This is a genomic window from Planomicrobium sp. CPCC 101110, from assembly GCF_007859395.1.
In the GTDB taxonomy this organism is placed as follows: domain Bacteria; phylum Bacillota; class Bacilli; order Bacillales_A; family Planococcaceae; genus Planococcus.
The window spans coordinates 138016-157449 of record NZ_VOHD01000008.1 but is presented as its reverse complement, the minus strand read 5'-3'; the positions used below and the strand labels follow the sequence as shown (position 1 = coordinate 157449).

General features: G+C 47.4%; 18 protein-coding genes and 2 riboswitches. Of the genes, 13 read left to right on the top strand and 5 right to left on the bottom strand.

Annotated features, from left to right (window positions below; translation table 11 throughout):
• Positions 1–13: 13 nt before the first annotated feature.
• Positions 14–553, bottom strand: a complete 540-nt coding sequence (locus FQV30_RS12620) for a DinB family protein (RefSeq protein ID WP_146500514.1) — start codon at positions 551–553, stop codon at positions 14–16.
• Positions 554–625: 72 nt separating this feature from the next.
• On the opposite strand from FQV30_RS12620, the gene pgeF reads away from it, so the two are divergent.
• The 12 genes from pgeF to FQV30_RS12560 all read left to right on the top strand — a co-directional run bounded on the left by pgeF (position 626) and on the right by FQV30_RS12560 (position 14466).
• Positions 626–1393 carry a peptidoglycan editing factor PgeF gene (gene pgeF, locus FQV30_RS12615; RefSeq protein ID WP_146500513.1) on the top strand — a complete coding sequence of 256 codons (768 nt, stop codon included), beginning with the start codon at positions 626–628 and terminating at the stop codon, positions 1391–1393.
• 77 nt (positions 1394–1470) lie between these two features.
• Positions 1471–1576, top strand: a riboswitch (SAM riboswitch).
• A 78-nt stretch (positions 1577–1654) separates the two neighbouring features.
• Complete coding sequence (locus FQV30_RS12610; protein WP_146500512.1) at positions 1655–2776, top strand: methionine biosynthesis PLP-dependent protein; 1122 nt, start codon at positions 1655–1657, stop codon at positions 2774–2776.
• Entirely contained in the window at positions 2773–3948 is a 1176-nt protein-coding gene (gene metC / locus FQV30_RS12605) for a cystathionine beta-lyase (protein WP_146500511.1), read from the top strand. Before FQV30_RS12610 ends, metC begins: the two co-directional genes overlap by 4 nt.
• A gap of 78 nt (positions 3949–4026) precedes the next feature.
• Positions 4027–4137: riboswitch (SAM riboswitch) on the top strand.
• Positions 4138–4251: 114 nt separating this feature from the next.
• The gene (locus FQV30_RS12600) at positions 4252–5271 is read left to right on the top strand and encodes an MsnO8 family LLM class oxidoreductase (protein ID WP_146500510.1); all 1020 of its coding nucleotides are present in this window, start codon (positions 4252–4254) and stop codon (positions 5269–5271) included.
• Positions 5261–6598 (top strand): LLM class flavin-dependent oxidoreductase, encoded by a 1338-nt coding sequence (locus tag FQV30_RS12595; protein ID WP_146500509.1) that lies wholly within the window; start codon positions 5261–5263, stop codon positions 6596–6598. The genes FQV30_RS12600 and FQV30_RS12595 overlap by 11 nt, the downstream gene beginning before the upstream one ends.
• 15 nt (positions 6599–6613) lie before the next feature.
• Entirely contained in the window at positions 6614–6898 is a 285-nt protein-coding gene (locus tag FQV30_RS12590) for a glutaredoxin family protein (protein ID WP_146500508.1), read from the top strand.
• Between the two features lie 25 nt (positions 6899–6923).
• The gene (locus FQV30_RS12585) at positions 6924–8564 is read left to right on the top strand and encodes an ABC transporter substrate-binding protein (RefSeq protein ID WP_146500507.1); all 1641 of its coding nucleotides are present in this window, start codon (positions 6924–6926) and stop codon (positions 8562–8564) included.
• 14 nt (positions 8565–8578) lie between these two features.
• Positions 8579–9520: an ABC transporter permease gene (locus FQV30_RS12580; protein WP_146500506.1), complete on the top strand. Its 942-nt coding sequence runs from the start codon at positions 8579–8581 to the stop codon at positions 9518–9520.
• 27 nt (positions 9521–9547) lie between these two features.
• Positions 9548–10429 carry an ABC transporter permease gene (locus FQV30_RS12575; RefSeq protein ID WP_370512402.1) on the top strand — a complete coding sequence of 294 codons (882 nt, stop codon included), beginning with the start codon at positions 9548–9550 and terminating at the stop codon, positions 10427–10429.
• A gap of 9 nt (positions 10430–10438) precedes the next feature.
• Positions 10439–12460: an ABC transporter ATP-binding protein gene (locus FQV30_RS12570; protein ID WP_146500504.1), complete on the top strand. Its 2022-nt coding sequence runs from the start codon at positions 10439–10441 to the stop codon at positions 12458–12460.
• Between the two features lie 205 nt (positions 12461–12665).
• The gene (locus FQV30_RS12565) at positions 12666–13769 is read left to right on the top strand and encodes an NAD(P)/FAD-dependent oxidoreductase (protein ID WP_146500503.1); all 1104 of its coding nucleotides are present in this window, start codon (positions 12666–12668) and stop codon (positions 13767–13769) included.
• A 73-nt stretch (positions 13770–13842) separates the two neighbouring features.
• On the top strand, positions 13843–14466 hold the full coding sequence (locus tag FQV30_RS12560; protein WP_146500502.1) for a LysE family translocator: 624 nt from the start codon (positions 13843–13845) through the stop codon (positions 14464–14466).
• Between the two features lie 29 nt (positions 14467–14495).
• Here the strand turns inward: FQV30_RS12560 and FQV30_RS12555 are convergent, their stop codons facing one another.
• Positions 14496–15641 (bottom strand): YeiH family protein, encoded by a 1146-nt coding sequence (locus FQV30_RS12555; protein WP_146500501.1) that lies wholly within the window; start codon positions 15639–15641, stop codon positions 14496–14498.
• 135 nt (positions 15642–15776) lie between these two features.
• On the opposite strand from FQV30_RS12555, the gene FQV30_RS12550 reads away from it, so the two are divergent.
• Positions 15777–16226, top strand: coding sequence for a DUF6376 family protein (locus FQV30_RS12550; RefSeq protein WP_146500500.1), 450 nt, complete (start codon positions 15777–15779; stop codon positions 16224–16226).
• A gap of 38 nt (positions 16227–16264) precedes the next feature.
• Here FQV30_RS12550 and FQV30_RS12545 read toward each other — a convergent pair whose 3' ends face one another.
• The 3 genes from FQV30_RS12545 to FQV30_RS12535 form a co-directional block, all read right to left on the bottom strand.
• Positions 16265–16888, bottom strand: coding sequence for a cell wall hydrolase (locus FQV30_RS12545; protein ID WP_146500499.1), 624 nt, complete (start codon positions 16886–16888; stop codon positions 16265–16267).
• 405 nt (positions 16889–17293) lie between these two features.
• Complete coding sequence (locus tag FQV30_RS12540; protein ID WP_370512398.1) at positions 17294–18439, bottom strand: CapA family protein; 1146 nt, start codon at positions 18437–18439, stop codon at positions 17294–17296.
• A gap of 259 nt (positions 18440–18698) precedes the next feature.
• Positions 18699–19400: a hypothetical protein gene (locus FQV30_RS12535; RefSeq protein ID WP_146500498.1), complete on the bottom strand. Its 702-nt coding sequence runs from the start codon at positions 19398–19400 to the stop codon at positions 18699–18701.
• Positions 19401–19434: the final 34 nt, after the last annotated feature.

Genomic DNA, 19434 nt, shown 5'->3' with positions numbered 1-19434 from the left:
CTTCAAGACGAACCTAGTTGATTTTTGGATTTCTTTTTAAAACACCCAAATAAGCTTCCCATGGACCGACGTCTTCCCGGTATCTTTCTGCCATGGTCCGGACAATTTGGCTGATGTGGGTGAAGTCATGGACGACCCAGGTGGAAAGGAGTTCGCGCAATTTTACAGGGCCGAAATCAGGATGCAGACCAGCCAGCTCAAGTTGAGTTTCAGAAGAAACCAGTTGCTTTAATCTAGCGATGCTTTCCAGCCGGAGGTTTTTGAACTCTTGCAGCTTTTCTTCCACCGGCTTCTCCTGATTTTCTTTCAAGTGGGCAAAGCGGTCAAACGGCGAAAAAGGTTTGGTTTCTCCTTCTTGAAGAATCATTTCCAGCCGCGGGATCCAATCGTTTTTCTCGCCTTCAATAAGGTGGCCGATCACTTGGGACGGATTCCATGTCCCTTCGCCTTCGCTGCTGTGCAGCCAGCCGGGGGATAACCCGGACAACAGCGCCTCCAAAGATGCGGGCGTACGTTCCAGGATTTCAATCGCTTCTTCTAATTTAAAGTTCATGCGTCGGCCCCTTTCCGGTGCTTTTCTATACATCAAGCTTGCTCTATATTATAGTAAAACAAGGTGATGAAGATGAAAACAACCATGTACATAAACAATGAAAAATTCATAGCGGGCATGACGATGAAAGATAAGGCGGAACCGGAACTCAACAACATGGCGCTCCATGTCTGCAAAGACCCGGAAAAAGTGCTGCAAAACCGCCGGGAATTGGCAGCTGACCTGAATATCCAGGTGAAAGATTTCGTCTGCGCCAACCAGACTCATAGCGCGAATTTCCATAAAGTGACGCTTAATGATGCGGGGAAAGGCTCTTATCGATTGGAGACAGCGGTAGAGGAAACTGACGCGCTTTATACGCATGAACCCAATGTTTTGTTGACCAGCTTTTCCGCCGACTGCGTGCCGCTCCTTTTTTTTCATGAAGAATCTGGGCTGATAGGCGCCATCCATTCCGGCTGGCAAGGGACAGTCAAAGAGATTACATTGAAGCTGTTCGAACATCTTAAGCAAGAGGAAGGGTGCACCCCTGGCAGTTTTCATGTCCAGATCGGCGCTGCACTAAGCCAGGAGAAATTTGAAGTCGACGAAGACGTTTATTTGAAATTTAAAAATCTTGGCTATGCGGAAGAATTCATGTATTTTAATGAGCAGACTGGGAAGTATCATATCGACAATCAGTTGGCCGTGAAAAGACAATGCGAACTGGCAGGCATACCGGCGGAGCAAATCGAAATCGACCGGACGTGTACATACATGAGCCCGGCTGGTTTTTCTTATCGGCAAGACCGCAAGAGCGGCAGGCACATGAGTTTCATCATGAAAAAAATAGGACAATAATTTCCAGTTGCCCTTGCAATTTATTGGAAGATAGGGTAATGTATAAAACATTCAGTATTATCAAACTTCATATTTATTTCTTATCAAGAGAGACGGAGGGATTTGGCCCTGAGAAGTCTCAGCAACCGGCCTGAGGAAGGACACGGTGCTAACTCCAATAGGCATATGCCTAAAAGATGAGAAGACGGTATTTCCTTAGCAGGGGGGCTTTCTTCTTATAGAAGAAAGCCCCCCTGCTTTTATTTTGAAAGGATGAGGAAGATGACGGAACGAAGCATGGAGACGCAATTGGTTCAACTGGGAAATCGGAGCGACGCGGCGACTGGAGCGGTGAACCCGCCTATCTATCTATCAACGGCCTACGAACATCAAGGGCTTGGAAAGTCGACAGGCTATGATTACACACGAACAAAAAATCCGACACGGACAATTTTGGAAGAAGGCATTGCGCAACTTGAAGGCGGAGATGCAGGATTTGCCTGTAGTTCCGGAATGGCGGCTATCCAGCTCATTCTGTCGCTGTTCCGTCCCGGAGATGAATTGTTGGTGCCCAAAGATGTCTACGGCGGAACTTACCGCCTGCTCGGCCATTTTTCAGATGCATACAATATCCGCACAACTTACGCTGAATTCACGGATGTGGCTGCTACTGAGCAGTTGATCAATGAAAATACACGGGCATTGTTCATCGAAACTCCGACCAATCCGCTTATGCAGGAAATCGACATTGCCGCTTATGCTGGGCTGGCCAAGAAACACGATCTGCTTTTCATAGTGGATAACACATTTTTAACGCCTTATTTACAGCAGCCTCTCCTCCTCGGAGCGGATATTGTCTTACATAGCGCCACGAAATACATTGGCGGGCACAACGATGTGTTGGCAGGTCTTGTCGTCGCGAAAGGCGAAGCCATATGCGCAAAATTGAATGTCATGCATAACGCTGCCGGTGCTGTTCTTTCTCCTTTCGATTCCTGGCTATTGGTGCGCGGGTTGAAAACCCTGCCGTTAAGAATGCGTCAGCATGAGGAAAACGCCAAGAAAATCGCCGCCTATTTGGAAGAAGTATCCGTTGTCACAGATGTGTTTTATCCAGGAAAAGGCGGAATGGTTTCGTTTCGTCTGAAGAAAGCGGAATGGGTAGATGCTTTTTTGACGAACATCAGCCTCATCACTTTCGCCGAAAGCCTTGGCGGGGTTGAAAGTTTTATCACATACCCCGCTACTCAGACTCACGCTGAAATCCCATATGAAGAACGCGTGGAAAGAGGAGTCTGCGACCGATTGCTGCGATTCTCTGTAGGGATTGAAGAAGTGGAAGATTTGATCGCTGATTTAAAGCAAGCTTTTGTGACTTTAGAAAAGGGGGCTCTTCAATTATGACCGATCATTTGGAAACAAAATTCATACACTCAGCCGGTGTGGACAAGACCACAGGGGCGGTCAATGTTCCAATTTATTTGTCATCAACTTTCCATCAAGAGAACTTTGATAAATTCGGGCCTTTCGACTACAGCCGATCAGGCAATCCGACGCGCCTTGCCTTGGAAGAAACGATTGCTGAGCTTGAAGGGGGCACCCGCGGTTTCGCGTTTGCTTCCGGAATGGCTGCGATTTCTTCCGCTTTCATGCTGCTGTCTGCCGGCGACCATGTGCTGGTATCGGAAGATGTTTACGGTGGCACATACCGCTTTATTACTGAAGTGCTGAATAAATTCGGAGTGGAATATACTTTTGTCAACATGACCGACCTCGGGGAGATGGCTGAAGCGATCCGCCCGAATACGAAAGTCATCTACATCGAGACGCCTTCAAATCCAACGATGAATATTACCGATATTGAAATTGCGGCGAAACTGGCAAAAGCGAATGATTGTTTGACGTTTGTCGACAACACTTTTATGACGCCGCTCTATCAAAACCCGCTTGCCCTTGGGGCGGATATTGTTTTGCACAGTGCTACGAAGTTTTTGTCGGGCCATAGCGATATCGTCGCGGGCCTTGCTGTTACAAAAGATGAAGAACTCGGCAACCGGCTCGCTTTTATCCAAAATTCATTTGGCGCAGTATTGAGCGCACAGGATTCTTATCTGCTGCTCCAAGGCATCAAGACATTGGGGGCGCGTCTGAATCAGTCCTCTGAATCTGCGCAGGCCATAGCAGAGTATCTGCATAAAAGCCCTTTAGTGGAAGACGTGTACTATCCCGGATTTTCCTTTCATCCCGGCTACCCGATCCAAGCCCGGCAAGCAAGCGGCTTTGGCGCTGTTTTGTCGTTTCGACTGCCTTCAAAAGAAGCGGCGCGAATTTTCAAGGAAAACCTAAGGATTCCGGTATTTGCCGTCAGTCTCGGTGCGGTCGAGTCGATTTTATCTTATCCGGCGACAATGTCCCATGCCGCCATGCCACAAGAAGAGCGCGAAAAACGCGGAATCACCGAAGGTTTGCTGCGTCTGTCCGTCGGACTTGAGCATATTGATGATCTGCTCGCAGATATCAAACAGGCCTTATGGAAAGTGCAGCAGATTGTCGGAAAAATCGATTATACTTATTAATTTTAAAAAAAGCATTGCTTTATCCCGAGAGAGGTGATAAGGTAAAAAACAACAATTATTCAAATAATTCCATAATTTTTCTTATCAAGAGAGGTCGAGGAACTGGTCCGATGAAACCTCAGCAACCTGCCGTCCCTAAAGACGGCAAAGGTGCTAATTCCAGCAAGTTTTTTACTTGATAGATAAGAAGATAATTTGTATAACCATGCAAAGGCTCTTCTTCAAGAAGGGTCGTTGCTTTTTTTTATGGCTAAAGCCGACTATTTTTATAGGATTAATAAATAATCAGATGGAGGGAAAAAGATGAGCTATCGACTGGGGATCTTAGACCAAAGCCCAATTTTTTCAGGGAATTCAAGTACAGATGCTCTGCAGCATACTATCCGGTTGGCACAACAAGCAGAACAATGGGGTTATAAGCGTTTTTGGGTATCGGAACATCACGATACGGAACTATTGGCCGGTTCGTCGCCGGAATTATTGATTTCTCATTTGCTCGCAAAGACTGAAACCATTCGTGTAGGTTCCGGGGGTGTCATGCTCCAGCATTATAGCCCATATAAAGTAGCGGAAAATTTTAATCTGCTGTCGTCACTCGCGCCTGGAAGAGTCGATCTTGGTATCGGCAAGGCGCCCGGCGGCCTTCCGGTTTCAACAAAGGCGCTGAATTTTGGATCTGCAAACCAAGGCATCGACTTTAACGAACGAATCGGTTTGTTGAATGATTTGCTGGAAGGAACTGTAGCAGATAGCCATCCGCTTGCGGGAGTAAAGGCGACTCCGATTCCCCCTGAGAAAACGGAAAACTATTTATTGGGCGCTAGTCCAGAAAGCGCGGAGCTGGCGGCAAATCTTGGCTGGAATTTTGTCTATGCGTTGTTTATCAATAGCGACCGGAAAACGCTTGAAAAAGCAGCTGCCGCTTTTCATGGTTCAAGCAAGAACGGCCGTCTCTTTGTCGCAGCTGCAGTTGTAGCTGCCGATACCGAAGAAGAAGCGGAGCGGTTAGCCGGTGATAAGAAGATTTATAAAGTGCATCTTCAAAGCGGCAAGAGCGTAACCGTCGTATCGGCCGAGAGTGCCCAGGCATTTGGCAAACAAGCAGGCGAAGCTTTTACAGTTACCACACAGGAGGCAAATATTTTAAAAGGAACACCCCAAAAAATCCATGAAATTTTCGGACAGTTGCATCGGCAATTCAATATAGCCGAATTCATCATCCATACACCGATTGAAAAACAGCAAGAGCGTCTCCGCTCATTTGAACTTTTAAGCCCCATCCATTCAAATATAAAAAAGGAGGAAACTGTCTATGTCTACTAAAAAACAAATCAAATTTGGGGTGATGCTCCATGGTGCAGGCGGCCATATGAATGCTTGGAAAGATCCTTCTGTTCCCGCAGATGCCAGCGTCAATTTCCAGCACTATTTGCGGGTGGCGCAGAAAGCGGAAGAAGCTGGGCTCGCTTTTGTCTTTGTAGCGGACGGGCTTTTCATCAACGAAAAGTCGATTCCTCATTTCCTGAACCGTTTTGAGCCATTGACAATATTATCGGCGCTAGCTGCAGTCACGTCCAAAATCGGGCTTGTCGGCACTTTATCCACTTCTTACAGCGAACCGTTTACGGTCGCTCGGCAATTTGCTTCACTTGATAAAATAAGCGGCGGCCGCGCGGGGTGGAATGTTGTCACGTCCCCTTTGGAAGGTTCGGCAACCAATTACAACAAAGGTGAACACCCGGAACATTCGGTGCGTTATGAAATAGCCGATGAATATTTGGAAGTGGTCAAAGGCTTATGGGATTCCTGGGAAGACGATGCATTTGTGCGGAACCGGGAAACTGGCCAATTTTTCGATCCGGAAAAGATGCATGAGTTGAACCATAAAGGCCGCTTTTTTTCAGTCGCAGGGCCATTGAATATTGGACGATCCCAACAAGGTCAGCCGGTCATTTTTCAAGCAGGGGCTTCAGAATCCGGCAAAAGCTTTGCGGCAAAGCATGCAGAAGCGATTTTTGCACAGGCTGGAACGTTGGCGCAAGCGCAAGCTTACTATAATGACGTCAAAGGGAAAGCGGAGGCGAATGGACGCAGCCGTGACGATGTCTTTATCTATCCCGCTTTAAGCCCTATCGTCGGTGCAACACTTGAAGAAGCAGAAGCCAAATATCAAGCCATTCAAAACTTGGTGACGATTGACGAAGCATTGAGCTACCTCGGGCGTTATTTCGACCATTTCGATTTTAGCCAGTTTCCTCTGGATGAACCGTTTCCTGATATCGGCGACGTTGGAAAAAACAGTTTCCAATCGGCAACCGATAAGATCAAAGAAAGAGCCCGCGAAAAAAAGTTGACTTTGCGTGAAGTGGCAATGGAAGAAACAACACGGAGAGGCGCATTTTTCGGTACATATGAACAAGTTGCGGAACAATTGATCCAATGGGTGGAAAAAGGGGGAGCGGACGGTTTTATTCTCGGTCCTCCTGTGCTCGGCAATGATTTTGATGCTTTCTTGGACAACGTCATTCCGATTCTTGAGAGCCGTGGATATTACAGCCGCAGCTATGAAAGCGGGACTTTGCGCGGCCAATTAGGTTTGCCGTACATCGAAAATCGCTACGCCAACCAAAAACAAACGATTTATCAATAAGAGGAGGAATTTGGAATGTCAAATGCATTATCTATCATAGTTTGGTCAAAACAAGGCTGCCATTATTGCGCAGAAGTCAAAGGATATTTAGAAGCGAACCACTTGCCGTATCAAACAGTGGATGTCACGGAACACGACGACCGCCGCGATATTCTGGAAGTTAAATATGGAGTGCGTTATGTACCGGTCGTTGAAATCGGCTGGGACGGCATTTATAAAGGTGTAATAGAACTAGGGATTGAACATTTGGAAAAAGCTTTGGAAGAAGCGGCGCAACAAGCGGTTGGAGCGGTCAATTAGAAAATAGGACAGGGGAAGATAAAGGATGAAAAAAATTATAGGCGGAACGAAGTTCTTATTCATATTGATCAGTTTGCTGTTGATTGTTTCAGGCTGCTCTCAGTCAGCAGCGAAAGATAGCCAAGCCTCTGCAAGCCAAAGTGGAGGCAACCCGCCAGCAGGAGGCGATTTGACTTATGCATTGGCAACTTCACCAGATACGCTTGACCCGCATCGCAGCAGTTTAGCAGTTTCAGTCCGGGCGTTCCGGACCATTTACGACAGCTTGGTTGTTCAAGACGAAAACAATGAAATCCAGCCCTGGCTGGCAACCGAATGGGTAGTTTCAGAAGACGGCAAGAGCTACACGTTCAAACTTCGGGAAGATGTGAAATTCCATGATGGTACACCTTTCAACGCCGAAGCAGTGAAATACAGCTTCGACCGGATTATCGATCCAAAAACAAAAGCGTTAAATTCAGTTGCGCTTTTAGCTCCATACGAATCAGCGGAAGTGCTCGATGACCATACCGTTAAACTGAACTTGAAATCGCCTTCGGCATCGTTCCTCAGCAACTTGAGCCAAGCGATGCTCGGAATCGTCTCTCCGACGGCAGCTGAAAAATACGGCGAGCAATTCGGGAAAAATCCTGTAGGCACCGGACCTTTTGAATTCGTCAGCTGGACAGAGAATGCAGAAATCAAAGTGGAAAAAAATACGGATTATAACTGGGCGCCATCTTATGTGAAAAACGAAGGGGCACCGTATTTGGATACTCTGACCTTTAAAATCATACCGGAAGAAGCGACGCGCATCGGCAGCGTTCAAAGCGGCCAAGTGCTTGCAGCCGAGACGGTGCCGCCGCAAAATATTGCAGCGCTGGAAAAAGATCCAAACTACAACCTGCTTAAAGTTAATACACTTGGCCTTCCATATACCTTATTCTTCAACCAGCGCGAAGAGCCATGGAGCGATGTCAATGTCCGGAAAGCTGTCTTGCAGGCGGTAGATGTTGACGCTATCGTCAAAACTTTGTATATGGGGACATATGATAGAGCTTGGTCGCCGTTGACCCCAGGAATATTGGGGTATGACAAGTCGCTTGAAAACAGCTGGAAAGTCGATGTCGCTGCAGCGAACAAATTACTTGATGAAGCAGGATACAAGGTTGGGGCAGATGGCATCCGTGAGAAAAACGGCGAAAAATTGACCTTGAATTATGTCGATTCATCTCCGAATCGGGAAAAACGCAACGATATTGCCGTTATTGTCCAGCAGCAGCTCAAAAAAGTCGGCATTGCAGTTGAAGTGAATATCACTCCGGATTTTAGAAGCGTCATTTATGAAAACAGCGACTATGATTTGTACGGCAATAGCATGATGAACTCTGATCCGAACGCTCTTCGAGGCATTTACCATACACCGGAGGAAACCCAGGTGTTGGAGTCACTGGTCGGCGGCTATGACGACAGATTGGACGAATTGCTTGAACAAGGGACGGTGGAAGCCGATCCTGCGAAACGTGAAGAAATTTATAAAGAAGCCCAGCATATCATCATTGAACAAGCGATGATCATCCCGATTTACGTTTTCCCTTATACAGTTGCTGCTTCCAACAAAGTCGACGGCATCGTTTTTGACGCATTGGGCTATCCGTTATTCAATGACGCAACCGTCAGCCAATAAAAGGAGGGGAAGAGATGGCGTTGTTCAATAAAGCGTTCGCCCGGCTGCTGAATGCGGCACTTTCCATTTTAGGATCGCTGGTACTGGTGTTTTTCATTATTTACATGATGCCCGGGGACCCGGTCCTCTCCATGCTGGATCCGTCTACTGCAACACCGGAAGCTATTGAAAACATGAGGATCCAACTTGGCCTTGACCGGCCATTCTATGCGCAGTTTGCTGATTATTTCACCAATATGGTCCAAGGAGATTTTGGCCAGTCCCTTATAACGAGCGAACCGGTTCTCGACAAAATTCTGCTGCACCTGCCAGCAACGCTGGCTTTGACACTGGCAAGCGTCATCTTCTCCATCGTGATCGGTGTCGCATTTGGCGTATTGTCAGCAGTTTACCGCAATCGCTGGCTGGATTCTGCGGTGCGGATCATTGGATTGTTCGGAATTTCAATGCCGACATTCTGGTCGGGAATTTTGCTGATCCTGATTTTTTCTGTGCAATTGAACTGGCTGCCAGTAATGGGTTCTGATAGCTTGGCTGCGCTCGTCTTACCATCGTTGGCCCTCGGTTTTGTCGGTGCCGGGTTTATCATCCGCATGGTCCGGTCAAGTATGGTGGAAGTGTTGGATGAACAATTCATTTTGACGCTTCGGGCGAAGGGCCTTTCTGAACGTCTGATCATGTATCGCCATGCTTTGCGGAATGCCTTGATTCCAGCAGTCACTGTCATCGGCTTGCATATCGGTGAATTGCTCGCAGGCACTGTCGTAATTGAAACCGTCTTTTCGCGTCAAGGAATTGGCCGCATCGTGGCTGACGCCATTATGTCGAAAGATATGCCAGTTATTCAAGGAGTCATTTTTTTCAGCGCCATCGTTTATGTCATCATCAATCTGTTAGTGGATTTGTCTTATTCCGTAATTGATCCGCGGATCCGCAAATCCGCCGGGACGAGATAAGAAGGGAGAGGCTTCACTTTGAAAGACATAACTAGCGAACGTTCGGCCGTAAGGTTGCCGAAGTGGAGAGGCACCAAGATAAAAGGGGGATTATCGGCTTCCAACCTTTCCGTATTAATAGCCGGATTCGTTTTAGTGTTTATCACGGTTTGTGCCATTGTTCCATCATGGATTGCTCCATACGCGCCGACATTCATGTTTTCAGATGAAATTTTGGTTGCGCCGAGCTTGGCCCATTTGTTTGGAACCGATTATTTCGGCCGGGATGTCTTCAGCTTGGTTGTCCACGGCAGCCGTGATTCAATGATCATCGGTGTTTCAGCAGTCCTGATCGGCGCCGTGGCAGGCGGAGGGATCGGGGCGCTAGCCGGTTACATCGGCGGAATTATTGACGCCATCTTTATGCGCGTCATCGAGATATTGATGACTATTCCGGGAGTTCTGCTGGCGCTTGCGATTGCAGCGGCTCTCGGACCAAGTTTGAAGAATATTGTTTTGGCTATCGCGATTTCGTCAATTCCGGGATATGCCCGCATCATGAGAGGGCAGATGATCAGCATCAAGAAGCGTCCGTATGTTGCAGCTTCGCGTTCGATTGGCGCGTCAAACGCACGGATCCTTTTTTGGCATATTTTGCCTAACGCCTGGTCCCCGATTCTCGTCATGGCGACAATCGGTCTTGGTTCGGCGATTTTAACAGGTGCCGGCCTTAGTTTTCTCGGGCTTGGCGTCATTAAGGAAGTGCCGGATTGGGGCGCATTGTTGTCGCAGGGACGGAATTATTTGACGGCCGGCTGGTGGATGGCGACATTCCCCGGCCTTGCGATTACCGCTTTTGTGCTGTCGATCAACATTGCCGGAGACAAAGTACAGGATTTCGCAAATCCAAAAACGAGCAAGGGAAGATAGGTGAATGGGATGCCTCAATTACTGGAAGTACAAAACCTGAAGGTGGACTTTGCTGCAAAGGACAGGGATTTGACTGCTCTTAAAGGCGTTTCCCTGCAAATGAAAAAAGGGGAGACGGTGTGTATTGTCGGCGAATCCGGCAGCGGGAAGACCGTCCTGTCAAAATCGATTTTACGGCTCATTGATCACGAGAATGGCAGGATTGCGGATGGGCGCATTTTATTGGACGGTACGGAATTGACCGGTCTTTCCCAAAAAGAGTTGAGTGCCATCCGCGGAGAAAAAGTGGCGATGATTTTTCAGGAGCCGATGTCAGCGTTCGATCCACTGTTCACAATCGGACAGCAAATTGTCGAAACGATTCTAGCCCACAGGCAGTCGAACAAAGCTGAGGCGAAAAAGCGGGCAATCTACTTGTTGGAGCGGGTAGGGATTGCGGATGCCAGCTTGCGCTTTGCGCAATACCCGAATGAATTGTCGGGCGGCATGCTGCAGCGGGCCATGATTGCAATGGCCCTGGCGTGCGGTCCTGATTTGCTGATTGCGGACGAACCCACGACTGCGCTTGATGTGACAATACAAGCGCAGATTTTGCAGCTATTGGAAGAATTGAAGCTGGAGTTCGGCATGTCAATCTTACTGATTACGCATGATATGGGTGTTGCAGCGGAAGTTGCTGACCGCATTGTTGTCATGTATACCGGCGAAATTGTGGAACAAGCGACAACTGCCCAATTGTTCGGACTGCCGCATCATCCGTATACGAACGGCTTGCTGCAATCAGTGACCAAGCTCGATAGCGATCGAAGCAAGCCGCTGTTTTCAATCGCGGGTACCATTCCGCCCCTCTCTGATCTGCCTTCAGGCTGTTCGTTTCATCCGCGCTGCCCCTTTGCCACCGAACAATGCCGAAACGAAAAGCCTCCGCTGCGAACCGTCAATGGCCGGGAAACGGCTTGCTGGCATTCTGAACAGCTGGTTGACCGGGCGGACTGGATGGGTTCCGGAACAAAAGCAGAACCGGTGTTGCTTCCGCCAAAAGCCATTGTTTCTGCAAGCGGGGAAGATTTGATTGTGGTGGAAGGCTTAAGCAAATTTTATCGGATTGGACAAGGCCGTGGATTTTGGCGCCCGCGCGCTTATACGCATGCGGTTGAAGATGTGTCGTTTTCCATTAAAGAAGGCGAAACATTTGGCCTTATCGGTGAATCGGGAAGCGGAAAATCGACGCTCGGACGTGTCTTGCTGCAGCTTGAAAAAGCGACGAGCGGAAAAGTCCTGTTTGAAGGAACTGACCTTGCTTCACTTGGCGCCAAAGACTTGCGCCAGCAGCGCCGGCATATGCAAATGATTTACCAAGACCCATACGGCTCGGTAAATCCACGCTGGAAGGTGGGGGATATCATTGAAGAGCCGCTGAAAGTCCATGAGCCGTCAAATGCGAAGGAAAACCAAGAAAAGGCAAAGCAATTGCTGGATGCAGTCGGCTTGAGCGGCAATGCCTATGAACGGTATCCGCATGAATTCTCAGGAGGCCAGCGCCAGCGCATTGCGATTGCCCGCGCCATTGCCTTGAACCCGAAATTCATCTTAGCGGATGAAGCGGTATCGGCACTCGATGTTTCGGTACAAGCCCAGGTTGTCAATTTGATGAAAGACTTGCAGCAAGATCTTGGATTGACGTATTTGTTCATCGGCCACGGGCTGAATGTCGTGCGCCACATTTCCGATCGGATCGGCGTCATGTATATGGGCCAGCTCGTTGAAATCGCGGCCAGCGAAACCTTATTCCAACGTCCGGCCCATCATTATACAAAAGGGTTGATTTCTTCGATTCCGGTCGCTGATATAGGCAAAAGAGAAAAGCTGGCTTCTGTCCAAGGCGAAATCCCTTCTCCTTCCAGACCGCCTTCCGGCTGCCGTTTCCATACACGCTGTCCAGCCGCGACAAGCCGCTGTAAAATGGAAGCTCCCGCCATGCAGGAAGTGGAGCCCGGGCACTGGGCAGCCTGCCATCATCCGGCACTGTGATCAATATCTGGAGAAAAGAGGGCGGTTCCTTACGGGTGCCCTCTTTTTGGTGCCTTTACCTGTTCAGGATGTTTGAATGGATATCTGTCAGGTTGCCCCTTGGTTGATTTTTCTGCGAATGGTATGATTTTATACAAATCTCAGTTGAATCCCGATAAGCAGGAAAAAACTGCTCATACATACTAACGATTGGCGAGGTGTTTATGTGAAGGTACTTGTAGTAGGAAGCGGCATTGCGGGTGCAAGCGCCGCCTATTATTTAGCGAAGCAGAATATAGAGGTGGTAATTGCAGATAAGGAACATCCCGGAAAAGCAACATCCGCTGGTGCCGGCATCGTCTGTCCGTGGGGCCCGAGTGAGCGGGGAAAAGATTGGTACGAACTGGCCAAACGGGGCGCGGCTTTTTATCCGTCATTGATCGCCGATTTGCAACAAGAAGGGGAAACGGAGTTCGGCTATAGGAAAACGGGCGCCCTTTACATCAGTTCCATACGTGAGGAATTGGACAGGATCCAGAACGAACTGGAATCGAACAAGAAAGAAGCTCCGGAAGTGGGGGAGATTTCAAGGCTGAATAACCAGGGAGCGAGAAAGCTGTTTCCCCCATTGAATGGAACTGATGAGGCGGTATTTGTTTCGGGAGGCGCGCGTGTAGACGGGCGCTTGCTTCAGAAGGCGCTGCTGCGTGCAGCACAAAAGAACGGCGCTGAACTGATTTCAGGAGAAGCGGTGTTATTGAGGGAAGGCAACCGGATAACAGGCGGCAGCGTAAACGGAGAAGCGATACTGGCGGATGCCGTACTGGCAGCTGCTGGGGCTTGGGCACCCGCTCTTCTTGAACCGCTCGGCATCCCATTGAAAGTGGAGCCGCAGCGTGGACAGATTGCCCATATCAAGCTGCCTGGGGAAGATACAGCCGATTGGCCGGTCGTCATCCCTGAAAGCACCCATTATATGCTGGCATTTGATGATTCGAGAGTTGTTGCCGGAGCTACCCGGGAAACCGGATCAGGTTTTGATTACCGCAAAACGGCTGGAGGAATTCATGAGGTCTTGTCAGAAGCGCTGAAAGTGGCGCCTGGCCTTTCTGCAGGAGTGTTGGAAGATGTCCGGATCGGTTTTCGTCCGATGGGTCCGGATGCATTGCCGCTGCTTGGGGAAGTGAAACCTTATAAGGGATTGGTGCTGGCAACGGGATTGGGGCCTTCCGGTTTAGCGATGGGCCCTTATATCGGAAAACTGGCAGCCGACATCGCAACAGGCAAGCCGGTTGATATCGATCTTGAACTTTGCAATCCATTGCGCTGAAATTTGTCCACAGCGCCAAGATTGTTTGCTATAATGGCATAAATTCTGTAATTCGCGAAAGGAAAGGGCACTTATGGATTTTCTATCGATCGCCGCATTTTTAGGGGCGGCAGTATTATTGACATTGATGCCTGGTCCGGACAATTTGTTTGTTCTGGCCCAAAGCATCGCAAAAGGGAAAAAAGCAGGGCTATCCACTTCACTTGGCCTGTGTACGGGGCTGCTGTTTCATATTGGGGCCGCGACCGTAGGCTTGTCCGCTTTGGTCTACCAATCGTCTTTGGCCTTTACGCTTGTCAAGTATGCGGGCGCGGCTTATTTGCTGTATTTGGCTTATAAATCTTTCCGCGATAAAAGTTCCGGGTTTTCTTTGGACGGGGAAAGTTCCTTGAGCTACACAGCACTGTATAAAAGAGGGGTCATCATGAATCTCCTGAACCCGAAAGTTTCGCTGTTTTTTCTCGCGCTGTTCCCTCAATTCATCAATTATTCCCTGGGCAATATCCCGGGACAGATGCTTGTTTACGGACTGGTGTTTCTGCTTCAAGCGCTCGTGATTTTTTCCTTGATCAGCATGTTTGCCGGAAGTGTCGGCGCTTTCCTGCAAAAAAGCCCTTCCATGTCTAAACGGATCAACCAGCTGCAGGGATCGCTATTTGCGCTTATTGCCTTCAATATCGCTTTTAGCGAGAAATAAAGGAGCCGCTCTAAGAGAGCGGCTCCTTTTTAGATTGTGATCAAATCCCCGAACAGCGAAATCAACAGTAAACTAACTGCACCGACGGATAGTGCTGCAATAAATCCGATATAAAATGGCTTGATGCCGAGCCCTTTAAAGATTTTCAGATTCGTCGACAAACCGACACCCGCCATTGCAAGGCCGAGCATATACGTCGAACCGAATGAACTCCAAAAGCTGTAGAAGCTTTCCCAAGCGCCAGAGCCGAACAAACCGAATGCCTCGCCGCTTGCTGAAAGAGTAGCATCACCGGCTGTCCGCACGAACGCCAGGAACAGAAAACCTAAGATGAACAGGGGAAATAATTTATACCATTTAGGGAGAGTTCCAGCTTTTTCTTGGCCATTTCTTGAGTTGCTGCGGAAAAATAGAAAGGAAATGAACGGCACCACAGCGATGATAAAGACATTGCGCGTTAATTTTGTGATAGTCGCTACATCGACAACCACAGGCGACTCGTATATTTGGCCATAGATGAGGGCCGCGCCGGTCACTTGCGCTGTATCATGGATGGCGGTACCCAAAAACAAGCCTGCTTTGATCGGTTCTTCGGCAAAAAAGAAATGCGCCAGATATGGATAAAACAACATGCCGACCAAGCCAAAAATCGTAATGTTCGCAACCGCATAGGAAACTTCGTTTTCTTTTGCCCCGATGACTGGAGCTGTCGCCATGATGGCAGTCACACCGCAGATGCCGGTTCCTGTCGCAATCAAAGTGCCAAGGCGTTGGGACTGATTGAGTTTGCTTGTAAAATATAACGTGACGAAAAGCCCGGCTGAGATGCATGCGACAATAAGTGGCAGCCCCCAAGCGCCAAGCTTCAAGGCTTCCGTTAAACTCAATCGCAGGCCAAGCAGAATGATCCCGGCGCGCAAAGCGTATTTGACGGAAAAGCCGATGCCGGTTTTGAAGAGGTCTGGCAATCCGATAGTGTTGCGGATGAGGATTCCGAGCAGTATCGCTACAAATATCCCGGAAACAGGGCTTGCGCTGCCTTCCGGCAAAACGCCGGTTGCCAGCAGCAGTTCCCCAATTCCTTTTGCCCCATAGATTCCTGCCAGCATGATGATGAAACAAGCGATCAAGCCGGGAATAAGGCCGATTGCTCCGTAATTTTTAATAGCAGCCATTTTTTTCTCCTTACAAATACACATTTTTATATTTTCCATTATAGCGGTTTTCAAAATGGAAAGCCGCCTTTTTATGTAGTGGCCGGTGTTCATGGTATAATCAACTGGAATAGGAACAATAGGGGAGGGTTTTTCTTGAAGAAAACAGCTATCGCTTTTTGGGTGCTTATCGGTGCATTTCTTGGCGGCTGCTCAGCCCTTGAAGGAGCAAGCAATACACTGACATATGCAACGGAAGTGACGGAATTTGCGAATGAGGCTACAATTTTCGCAAAAGATACACCGGCATTGGCGAAGCAAGCGGTCAGCGATAAAGAAGCGGCTGCAGAACTGGAAGCAAGTCTGCAAGTGATGAAAACCAATATAGAAGAATTCAACGAACTGGAACCGCCGGAAATGGCAGCGAACCTTCACCAGCAGGTGATGAACCAGAACAACAAAGCGCTCGATGGCATTGATCTGTACTTGAATAACATCAAAGACGGAACGCTGGATCCTGCCGTGCTTGAGAATAATGAGGCGTTCAAATCCCTTGGCGAAATCAAGAATATCGTCGATCAGATTAGGGAATTGGTCGGACAATAAGAACTAAATCAAAAAGCTGCCCCATTAGGGCAGCTTTTTTAGTTGGCAAAGTGATGCTTGCCGATTTGTTTGATGAAGTTGCGTGTGAAGATCCAATTGTCGGAAACCTGCGCGGGATTATAGTAATATGTCGCCCCCGAAGAAGGGTCCCAGCCAAGCATCGCGTCTTTGACTGCCAGGTAGGCAGAAGTGTTTGGCGTTAGCCAATACTGGCCATCGTTCACAGCAGTGAAGGCGTTTCGCTGGAAAATGACGCCGTTGATTGAATTCGGGAAACGGAAAGAATCCACACGGTTCAAAATGACCGCCGCTACTGCAACTTGGCCTGTATAACTTTCCCCGCGTGCCTCGCCATGAACGACACGGGCCATCATATGTAATTTATCAAGCATTCCATTGGTAAGCGGTCCGGTATAGCCGGTAGCAGGAATCCCGAAGTCCCGCTGGAATTTCGTGACTGCGGTTGCTGTGACAGGACCGTAATATCCCGTAACACCTGTTTTGAAATACCCTAATTTTTTTAATGTTGATTGCAATTCGCTTACTTGTTGTCCAGTAGAACCGTTATGCAGATCAGAATCATGCGCCGAGGCCTCAAGTTGAGAAAAACCAAAAAATCCGATCAATAATAACCCGAAAACAATTACCTTTATCTTTTTCATTCTTTCTCTCCTTTCCATCCATAGAGCAATGGAGACTAGTTCTAGTATAAAGAGCAAAATATCAAATTTATATCCAACAGACTTACTTGATTCATCCTAAATAAAAGTACAAAAGACAGGTTTAACCTTTTTTCTAAAACTATTATTAAAAATATAAGGATTATAATAGGTTAATATACCCTGTTCATGCTAAGTAGTCGGATATATTCTGATAACTTGATAATGGAGTTTGGCGAGAGATTGCTGGAGGCGGCTCTCTTTTGCTATGAAGATCAAAAAAGACGCAACAGACATAGTCTGCTGCGCCTTTTGAGACTCTTATACAAAGCCGGCAACAGCTTCTTCTTTTTCATCCAGCTGTCAGCGAAAGCCAGATAAACTGCCGGTTTTGCTTTGCCGGAAAACTTACTCGAAGTTCAGATCTTTTGTCCAAGTGGAGAGATGTTTTTGGATTTCCTTGTTTCTGCCAGGATCGATATTTGCGAGCAAATCGATTTTAAAATTTCTATTGCCGGTGTTTTTCACGTAAGTGGCGGTGAATGCCGGATCTTTCAACCGAATTTCCGATCCGTCTTTATCCACTGTTTTTTCAATTGTAATGTGAAGAATGCCTCCGATTCTTCGATATACGTCTTGTTGATGGGAAATGAAATTGCCCAGCGAGTAAATGACAAAACTCTTCCGGCCGTCTGCAGTTTCAATCCATTCTGGGGGCTGAAGAACGTGCGGATGGGAGCCGAGAATGATATCCGCGCCTTGTTCGGCTGAAAACTTTGCTAATTTTTTTTGCTCATCGTTAGGCAGGCGTTCATATTCTTGTCCGAAATGGAGACTTAAGACGACCGCATCAGACTGCGCTTTGGCCCGCTTTATATCTTCCTTGATTTTTGCTTTGTCGATCCGATTGACCAAATAGTCTTTTCCGCTTGGTGTAGGAATGCCGTTTGTTCCATAAGTATAAGAAAGAAAGGAAAAGGTGATGCCGTTTTCAGTATGGGTGGCTATGTTAGCGCTTTCTTCAATGGAGAGAGCCGATCCGGTACGGGTCATTCCAATCTTGTCCCAGTAATTGATGGCGTTGGCAATCGCTTTTTCACCACGGTCGAGTGTGTGATTATTGGCCATTGTTACTACATCCACTCCAGCAGTCTTTAATGCATCGCCCACCTCGAAAGGACTGTTGAAGGAAGGATAGGTGGAAACCCCGATTTCGCTTCCCCCAATGATGCTTTCGGAATTGGCGACGGTAATATCGGATTTTTCCAAGTAAGGTTTTATTTTAGCGAACATCGGGTTGAAATCATACCCGCTCTCTGTTTCAGCATCCAAATAAACCGAATCATGAATCAGTACATCGCCAATAGCCGACAAAGAAGCGGTCGCTGTTTTAGAAAGGTCTTTCGGCATAATGGCGGCAGGAGTTTTGCGGATAGCCATTTCTATGTTTTCATTCGAGGAATTTTCCTCGGCAGCCGTGCAAGCTCCCAACAGAATAGAAAGGATCAGCAGAAAAAACAGGGACAGGAATTGAAATGGTCTCAACGGTTTCACTCCTAAAAGGGAATATTGCAATAAGTATCAAAAAGATTTGAGAAGATATAGGACTTCATGAATCGATTTTTTCTGTTCAAAATGAAACTTTAAACATATCGTACTCCATGTAAGCTGAAATGACTAGATGGTTTTAACTTGCATGAATAATATTTCCTTGTTTAAGAGGGGGGGCTAGAAAAGACCGGATTGCTGTAACTTACCAGCTTTTGCAGGCAATAAAAAAAACATCTTGGAAATGAAAATTCCAAGATGTTTTTTAGGTTAGTGTTTCATCACGGTTTTCCTGTTCTTCGCTAGCCTCTATCATTTCATAAAGATCATTCATATAGTCAAAGATTTTTGAATAGGCCGGCGAACTGCTTGAGGTTTTTTCAAGCACCGCTTTCGCTTTGCCGTACACTGTTTCCATGCTGTCGGTAGGAAGAATTTTCAAGGCGCGCGAAGGGCTGTTTTTTCGCCACCAAGCATCCATTTCATTGCTTTCCTGGCGGTTTCTTTCTTTGATAAAGGCAACATCATCCTGTTTTTCGACAAGCTCTAAAATATTTTGAAGCTGGGTGACAGTAAAGTTTTCAATCAAATCTTCATCTGTGTCCACTTTGAAGAAGATATTATAGTTTTGGCCAAGAAAATTGATGTTTTTTGCATCGACAACAGCCATGATTTTGTAAATCACTTTATATTTTTCTGTCACTTCCTGAAGGAGAGGGGCAGAGGCTTCGGTTTCAAAACTTTCAGCGTCTGCGGCTTCAGCATCTTCTGCAATGGAAAAGGGCGTTGAATTCATCTGGATCATTTCCTGGATTTGTTCAACCGAATAATTTTTGTAAAGGAACGAATACTGAAGATCGCGCAAGTAAATATTATAAGGTTCGGCAACGATATAGTGGCCATTTTTTTCTGAAACTTCGAGCAGGCTGTCTACCAACTTTTTTAGTGCATCCAATTTTTGTGTCATATGATGGCCTCCTTAGCCCTGGATTGATGGTTGT

What these genes read in the sequence shown, in the direction of transcription:
- FQV30_RS12620 (WP_146500514.1), bottom strand. Translation starts at nt 553, where the DNA reads ATGAACTTTAAATTAGAAGAAGCGATTGAAATCCTGGAACGTACGCCC.
- pgeF (WP_146500513.1), top strand. Translation starts at nt 626, where the DNA reads ATGAAAACAACCATGTACATAAACAATGAAAAATTCATAGCGGGCATG.
- FQV30_RS12610 (WP_146500512.1), top strand. Translation starts at nt 1,655, where the DNA reads ATGACGGAACGAAGCATGGAGACGCAATTGGTTCAACTGGGAAATCGG.
- metC (WP_146500511.1), top strand. Translation starts at nt 2,773, where the DNA reads ATGACCGATCATTTGGAAACAAAATTCATACACTCAGCCGGTGTGGAC.
- FQV30_RS12600 (WP_146500510.1), top strand. Translation starts at nt 4,252, where the DNA reads ATGAGCTATCGACTGGGGATCTTAGACCAAAGCCCAATTTTTTCAGGG.
- FQV30_RS12595 (WP_146500509.1), top strand. Translation starts at nt 5,261, where the DNA reads ATGTCTACTAAAAAACAAATCAAATTTGGGGTGATGCTCCATGGTGCA.
- FQV30_RS12590 (WP_146500508.1), top strand. Translation starts at nt 6,614, where the DNA reads ATGTCAAATGCATTATCTATCATAGTTTGGTCAAAACAAGGCTGCCAT.
- FQV30_RS12585 (WP_146500507.1), top strand. Translation starts at nt 6,924, where the DNA reads ATGAAAAAAATTATAGGCGGAACGAAGTTCTTATTCATATTGATCAGT.
- FQV30_RS12580 (WP_146500506.1), top strand. Translation starts at nt 8,579, where the DNA reads ATGGCGTTGTTCAATAAAGCGTTCGCCCGGCTGCTGAATGCGGCACTT.
- FQV30_RS12570 (WP_146500504.1), top strand. Translation starts at nt 10,439, where the DNA reads ATGCCTCAATTACTGGAAGTACAAAACCTGAAGGTGGACTTTGCTGCA.
- FQV30_RS12560 (WP_146500502.1), top strand. Translation starts at nt 13,843, where the DNA reads ATGGATTTTCTATCGATCGCCGCATTTTTAGGGGCGGCAGTATTATTG.
- FQV30_RS12555 (WP_146500501.1), bottom strand. Translation starts at nt 15,641, where the DNA reads ATGGCTGCTATTAAAAATTACGGAGCAATCGGCCTTATTCCCGGCTTG.
- FQV30_RS12545 (WP_146500499.1), bottom strand. Translation starts at nt 16,888, where the DNA reads ATGAAAAAGATAAAGGTAATTGTTTTCGGGTTATTATTGATCGGATTT.
- FQV30_RS12535 (WP_146500498.1), bottom strand. Translation starts at nt 19,400, where the DNA reads ATGACACAAAAATTGGATGCACTAAAAAAGTTGGTAGACAGCCTGCTC.